This window comes from Mycobacterium sp., assembly GCF_032162105.1.
Taxonomy (GTDB): Bacteria; Actinomycetota; Actinomycetes; order Mycobacteriales; family Mycobacteriaceae; genus Mycobacterium.
The window spans coordinates 1-5,765 of record NZ_JAVRPS010000264.1; the positions used below are offsets into that span (position 1 = coordinate 1).

General features: G+C 67.1%; 8 protein-coding genes and 1 pseudogene. 3 read left to right on the plus strand and 6 right to left on the minus strand.

Annotation, left to right across the window (positions count from 1 at the left end):
* The 3 genes from QOC69_RS13445 to QOC69_RS13455 form a co-directional block, all read right to left on the minus strand.
* The coding region (locus QOC69_RS13445) for a hypothetical protein (protein WP_526440226.1) at positions 1-189 on the minus strand (189 nt) is incomplete at its 3' end.
* Positions 190-322: 133 nt separating this feature from the next.
* Positions 323-1,591 carry a tyrosine--tRNA ligase gene (gene tyrS, locus QOC69_RS13450; RefSeq protein WP_526440238.1) on the minus strand — a complete coding sequence of 423 codons (1,269 nt, stop codon included), beginning with the start codon at positions 1,589-1,591 and terminating at the stop codon, positions 323-325.
* A gap of 39 nt (positions 1,592-1,630) precedes the next feature.
* Entirely contained in the window at positions 1,631-2,245 is a 615-nt protein-coding gene (locus QOC69_RS13455; RefSeq protein WP_526440240.1) for a DNA-3-methyladenine glycosylase, read from the minus strand.
* Between the two features lie 56 nt (positions 2,246-2,301).
* Here QOC69_RS13455 and QOC69_RS13460 point away from each other — a divergent pair, with 56 nt between their 5' ends.
* From QOC69_RS13460 to QOC69_RS13470, 3 genes are read left to right on the plus strand one after another with little or no spacing between them, the layout of a single operon-like run.
* Positions 2,302-3,054 carry an ABC transporter ATP-binding protein gene (locus QOC69_RS13460; protein ID WP_526440228.1) on the plus strand — a complete coding sequence of 251 codons (753 nt, stop codon included), beginning with the start codon at positions 2,302-2,304 and terminating at the stop codon, positions 3,052-3,054.
* On the plus strand, positions 2,997-3,824 hold the full coding sequence (locus QOC69_RS13465; protein ID WP_526440230.1) for an ABC transporter permease: 828 nt from the start codon (positions 2,997-2,999) through the stop codon (positions 3,822-3,824). Before QOC69_RS13460 ends, QOC69_RS13465 begins: the two co-directional genes overlap by 58 nt.
* Positions 3,821-4,423 carry a TetR/AcrR family transcriptional regulator gene (locus QOC69_RS13470; protein ID WP_526440232.1) on the plus strand — a complete coding sequence of 201 codons (603 nt, stop codon included), beginning with the start codon at positions 3,821-3,823 and terminating at the stop codon, positions 4,421-4,423. The genes QOC69_RS13465 and QOC69_RS13470 overlap by 4 nt, the downstream gene beginning before the upstream one ends.
* On the opposite strand, the gene QOC69_RS13475 is transcribed toward QOC69_RS13470, so the two are convergent.
* From QOC69_RS13475 to QOC69_RS13485, 3 genes and pseudogenes are all read right to left on the minus strand, one after another.
* The gene (locus QOC69_RS13475) at positions 4,420-4,623 is read right to left on the minus strand and encodes a Trm112 family protein (RefSeq protein ID WP_526440234.1); all 204 of its coding nucleotides are present in this window, start codon (positions 4,621-4,623) and stop codon (positions 4,420-4,422) included. The two genes, QOC69_RS13470 and QOC69_RS13475, sit on opposite strands and share 4 nt — an antisense overlap.
* Before the next feature lie 5 nt (positions 4,624-4,628).
* Positions 4,629-5,096, minus strand: a complete 468-nt coding sequence (locus tag QOC69_RS13480) for a hypothetical protein (protein WP_526440236.1) — start codon at positions 5,094-5,096, stop codon at positions 4,629-4,631.
* A gap of 87 nt (positions 5,097-5,183) precedes the next feature.
* Positions 5,184-5,765: pseudogene (locus QOC69_RS13485) on the minus strand (acyl-CoA synthetase); the annotation flags it as partial.

Genomic DNA, 5,765 nt, shown 5'->3' on the forward strand with positions numbered 1-5,765 from the left:
ACCTAACAACCAGTCAAAACTGGCAATCAAAAAAACAAAACCACACCCCAACACGGGACGCCAGAGCATGGCCAAACAACAAACAAAAACCACCAAACACACTATTGAGTTCTCAAACAACACACCCACCGGCCGCGCAACGACCCCGCGGCGATAGCCGCGAAGCGTAGTGCGGACAGATGAGGTCACCCACCGAAGTGGACTTCCCTCTGGGATGCCGTCGCGCTCAGCGGCCTGACCGCGTCGCGACGACTTGGATAAAGTTACAAGAGGGAAAACTCGGAGTCAAATCGCCTGCTGGGCGGCGCTTTTCATATCCGCCTCACTGGGACGAAACGCGCTCCACCCCTGCGATGTTCCGCTTGCCGCGGCGCAGCACCAGCCATCTGCCGTAGAGGAAGTCCGCAGGCTGCGGAACCCACTCGTCGCTTTCGATCCTGGTGTTGTTGACCGAGACGCCGCCCTCGGCGATGGTCCGCCGTGCGGCACCCTTGCTCGCCGACAGGCCGCTTGCCACCAGCAGGTCGGTGATCGCGTCCGGTCCCCCCGGCGCGAGTTCGGCGACGGAGGCCTCCCGCAGCGCGGCTGCCAGCGTCGCCTCGTCCAGTTCGGTCAGCTCGCCCCGCCCGAACAGCGCGCGACTGGCGTGTTCGACCGCATCCGTTGCGGCCTGACCGTGCACCAAGGTGGTGAACTCCTGCGCCAGCCGGCGCTGGGCGCCCCGCTCGTGCGGCCGCTCCGCTGTCGCCTGCTCCAGTTCGGCCAGCTCGTCAGCAGTCAGAAAGGTGAACCAACGCAGATAGTTGACGACATCGGCGTCCGCGGTGTTGACGAAGTACTGATAGAACGCGTACGGGCTGGTCATCTCCGGGTCGAGCCAGAGATTGCCGCCGCCGGTCGACTTGCCGAACTTGGTGCCGTCGGCCGCGGTCACCAGCGGGACCGTCAGCGCGTGCACCGTCGCACCGACTTTCTGGCGGACCAGCCGTACGCCGGCGATGATGTTTCCCCACTGATCCGATCCGCCGATCTGCAGCCGGGTGTCGTATCGGCGGTGCAGCTCCACGTAGTCGTTGGCCTGCAACAGCATGTAACTGAACTCGGTATAGGAAATGCCCTCGGCCTCGAGCCGGCGCCGGATGGTGTCGCGGTCCAGCATCACGTTGACCGAGAAGTGCTTGCCGATGTCCCGGAGGAACTCGATCGCAGAGAGTTCGCCCGTCCAGGACAGGTTGTTGTCGACGATCGCGCCGGTGGGTGAATCGTCGAAGTCGACGAACCGTTCGAGTTGCCCGCGGATGCGTTCGGTCCAGTCGGCGACGGTATCGGTGGTGTTGAGGCTGCGTTCGGCGCTGTCGCGCGGGTCGCCGATCATGCCGGTAGCGCCACCTGCCAGCACGATCGGCCGGTGGCCGGCCCGCTGGAAACGGCGCAGCGCCAACAGCGGGACCAGGTTTCCGGCGTGCAGGCTCGGCGCGGTCGGGTCGAATCCGCAGTAGACGCTGATCGGGCCGGTCGCGAGCTCGGCGGCCAACGCGTCCCGGTCAGTGGACTGGGCAATCAGCCCGCGCCAGTCCAGCTCGTCGAGGATGCCTGTGGATTGAGATGTCACGACCTCGATCTTCCCGTATCAGTCGCTGTCGCCGGGTGCCGGTGCGCGCGGACTGCGCCGGTACGACGACACTTCCGGCCGGCCGGCCAGCCAGAATCGCCACGGCCGATCGGCGGCCACACTGACCCCGACCCTCGGGCCGTCGGCGGCTGGATGGGCATCAGCCAGCTCCAGCCGGACCGGACTGTCGGGGTTGAACAGGTCGATCGTGTTGTCGTCCATCGTGATTCCCAACGCCGAACACAGGTTGCCGGGGCCGCGGGCCAAGGCCACCGGGGACACCGAGACGCCTCGACGGCTGCCCGCGATGTCGACGCCGTCGTCGACGACCGCCGCGCGCAACAGCACCGCCGCCGCCACGCCGTCAGGACCGGTCACGACGTTCGCGCATACGTGGATGCCGTGGCTGCGGTAGGTGTACAGTCGGCCGGCCGGTCCGAACATGATCGTGCTGCGCGTCGTCGGGCCGCGAAAGGAATGCGCCGCGGCATCCGGCCACGGTCCATCCGGGGGGCCGCCGTATGCCTCCACCTCGACGATCGCCGCGGACACCCCGCGCCCCACTAGACGGGCCCCGAGGAGGCGCCGCGCTGCCGTGATGGGATCAACGGCCAGCAGTTCCGCGCTCATCAGAGGCATCTTGCCCGCCGCCATTGACACCCACCCGGGCAGGGAGCACTATTCATCACATGATGACTTCATCGCGCGATGAATTAATCGGCGACGACGGGACCGCCATCTCGATCGAGCATCTGACCGTGGTTCGCGGGAAGCGCACCGCACTCGACGACGTCTCGGTGCGGATCTCCCGCGGCACCATCACGGGGTTGCTCGGCCCGTCCGGGTGCGGCAAGAGCACGTTGATGCGCTCGATCGTCGGCACCCAGATCGTCGCCTCAGGGGTGGTCACCGTGCTGGGCAGGGCGGCAGGGACCGCCGAACTGCGCCGCCGCGTCGGCTACGTCACCCAGGACCCCACCATCTACGACGACCTTCGCGTCATCGACAACGTGCGCTACTTCGCGTCGCTCTACGGATCCGATTCGAAGTCGGCCGACGAGGCGGTCACCACAGTGGGCCTGACGGACCATCGAACCGCGTTGTGCGGCAACCTCTCCGGCGGCCAACGGACCCGGGTGTCACTCGCCTGCGCGCTGGTGTCGAACCCCGACCTGCTGGTGCTCGACGAACCGACCGTGGGTCTTGACCCGGTACTGCGGGTCGACCTGTGGGAGCAGTTCGACCAGTTGGCCCGCCGCGGCACGACACTGCTGGTCTCGAGCCACGTCATGGATGAAGCAGACCACTGCGGCGACCTGTTGCTCATGCGAGAAGCCCGCCTTCTCGCTCACACCACACCATCGAAACTGCGGAAGGACACCGGATGTACGTCACTGGAGCAGGCGTTTCTGTCCATCATTCGGCACAGCACCGCGGCGTGAAGCAACGAAGCCGACTGAGCCCGCAGGCCTACCTCGCGACCACCGGGCGGATACTCCGGCAACTCGCAGGCGACCACCGAAGCGTCGCGATGATCCTGGTGGTGCCGAGCGTCGTCATCACGTTGTTGTACTTCATGTTCCAGAACGCACCACACCGGCCGGGTACGTCGTCGCCGTTCAACACCGCGTGCCTGATCATGCTCGGCGTCTTTCCACTGATCGTCATGTTCCTCATCACGTCGATCACCATGCAGCGCGAACGCATGTCCGGAACGTTGGAACGGATCCTCACCACTCCCCTGCGCCGGCTGGATCTGCTGGCCGCGTACGGCACCGCGTTCTCGATCGCGGCTGCCGCGCAAGCGTCCCTCGCGTGCGTCGTCGCCTTCTGGTTTCTCGGGTTCGAGACGGCGGGCAATCCGATGCTCGTCTTCGCCATTGCGATCATCAACGCGGTCCTCGGTGTCGGCCTCGGCCTGCTGTGTAGTGCGTTCGCGCGCACCGAGTTCCAGGCCGTTCAATTCATGCCGGTGGTGATCGTGCCGCAGCTGCTGCTGTGCGGCATCATCGTGCCGCGCGCCCTGCTGCCGGAGTGGCTGCAGTGGATCAGCAACGCGCTGCCCGCCAGCTACGCGCTCGAAGCGCTGCAGCAGGTCGGCGCCAACGCCGACCTGACAGCCACGACAGTCCGCGACATCGGGATCGTCGTGGGCTTCGCGGTGGTGGCGCTGTGCCTGGCCGCGGCGACGCTGCGGCGCAGAACTCCGTGAGCCCGAAGCGACCAGGGCGTCCACCGGGGACGTCCGACACTCGCGACCGGATCCTGATGAGTGCGCGAGAGCTGTTCGCCCGCAACGGGATCGACAGAACATCGATCCGCGCGATCGCGTCCGGCGCGGACGTCGACGCGGCGCTAGTGCACCACTACTTCGGTACCAAACAGCAGCTGTTCGCCGCCGCCATCCACATTCCGATCGACCCGATGCAGGTGATCGGGCCGATGCGCGAGATCCCCGTCGAGAATCTCGGGCTGGCGCTGCCCTCGTTGCTTCTGCCGCTGTGGGACTCCGAGCTGGGCTCCGGAATCATCGCGACGTTGCGATCGCTCCTGGCGGGCAGCGACGTCAGCCTGATCCGATCGTTCCTGCAGGAGGTCGTCGCCGTCGAAGTCGGGACGCGCGTCGACGACCCACCCGGCTCGGGCCGGATCAGGGTTCAGTTCGTCGCGTCGCAGTTGGTGGGCGTCGTCATGGCGCGCTACATCCTGGAACTGGAACCGTTCAAATCGCTTCCCGTGCAGCAGGTGGCCGAGACCATCGCGCCGAACCTGCAGCGCTATCTCACCGGCGACCTGCCGGGGCTGGGCTAGGGTTCGGCGCGCTCGAGCAGCCGCTGATGCTCGGCATCGTCGGTGATCGTCACGGCCTCGTCGACGAGCAGCACGGGCACGCCGGCCTCGATCCGGTAGGCACGTCGCAGCCTCGGGTTGTAGAGCACGTCACCCGACAGCAGCAGTGGCCCGCGGTCCTCCGGGCACACCAGGATGGCGCGCAACCGTTCGTCGAGCACGACGGCTACGGGCCCAGTGGGATGTTGATTCCGCCGCCGGGCGCGCCGACGCCGAATCCACCAGGAGCGCCTCCTGGGTTGGTCGGGTCGTACTGGTTGATCCCGATGGTCACCGGCTTCTGCTGCTGCACGCCACGCGCCTGATTCCGCTTCTGGAAGGCGATCGTGTTCTGCAGCGCGGTGATCAACGGCACCTGGTTGGGGCGCTTGTCCATCGCGGCGACGAGATCGTCCATGTTGCCCTTGGACGGGACGTAGCCAAGGGCGCGCATCTTGAGCGCCGTGTGGATCAGTTCCGAAACCTGACCGCCGCCGGCGCCGGTGTCGTATTGCGCTGCGATGTCGTCGAGCACGTCGGCGTTCGCGGTACCCGATCCCAACCCGACCATCAGCCCCGCGGCCAGCGCACCGCTGGCCACTGCCCCGGTTAGGGCGCGCCGCCAGCCCGTGTTCCTGCTGGTCTGCGATGTCATCGATCCTCCATGCGGAGCGTTGCCCGACCCGTACGGCGATCTGCCGCACCCGGGAGCCTAACAGTGTGACTCGTGTGACGCACGACCTCAGTCGGTCGACCCGTCACCCATCATTTCGGCGCGCACGGCGGTCGTGAGCCGCCTGTACACACCTGTTTCGTCGTCGAGGTACCAGGCGTTACGCGACGGCTTCGGGATGCCGACGGCCTCGAGCGGTCCCAGCAGCGGCCGGTACGACGCGCTGAGCTTCATCTCCGGCACCACGTGAATGATGTCCGGCGGGACCCCGACCGCGAGCCCGGCCAGCGCCTCGTTCAGGTCGGCTGTCGGCACGCTCCCGCCGGGGGCCAGCGCCAAGGCGGTGACCGCGAGCGTCAGCCCGTCGACCTCGACCCGGTAGGTGACCGACAGGTCAACGGCGCCGACTCGGCCCGCGGCGTCGTTGACGGCCGCGGCGAAGACGGGTCCGCGGGCGGTGCGGATGACCGAACCGCGGTTGTCGACGAGCCAGAAGTCGCCGTCGTCATCCTTGCGGAACAGGTACTCCGTCGACACCCAGGTGTCCGCCGGGGCGAACACTCCCCGCTTGATCGACGCGGTCGGATCGATCGGGCCGCGCGGGTGGGCGAGGAGCACGCCGACCTCGCCTGCCTGCGCCAACCTCACGAA

What these genes read in the sequence shown, in the direction of transcription:
- QOC69_RS13460 (WP_526440228.1), top strand. Translation starts at nt 2,302, where the DNA reads ATGATGACTTCATCGCGCGATGAATTAATCGGCGACGACGGGACCGCC.
- QOC69_RS13465 (WP_526440230.1), top strand. Translation starts at nt 2,997, where the DNA reads ATGTACGTCACTGGAGCAGGCGTTTCTGTCCATCATTCGGCACAGCAC.
- QOC69_RS13480 (WP_526440236.1), bottom strand. Translation starts at nt 5,096, where the DNA reads ATGACATCGCAGACCAGCAGGAACACGGGCTGGCGGCGCGCCCTAACC.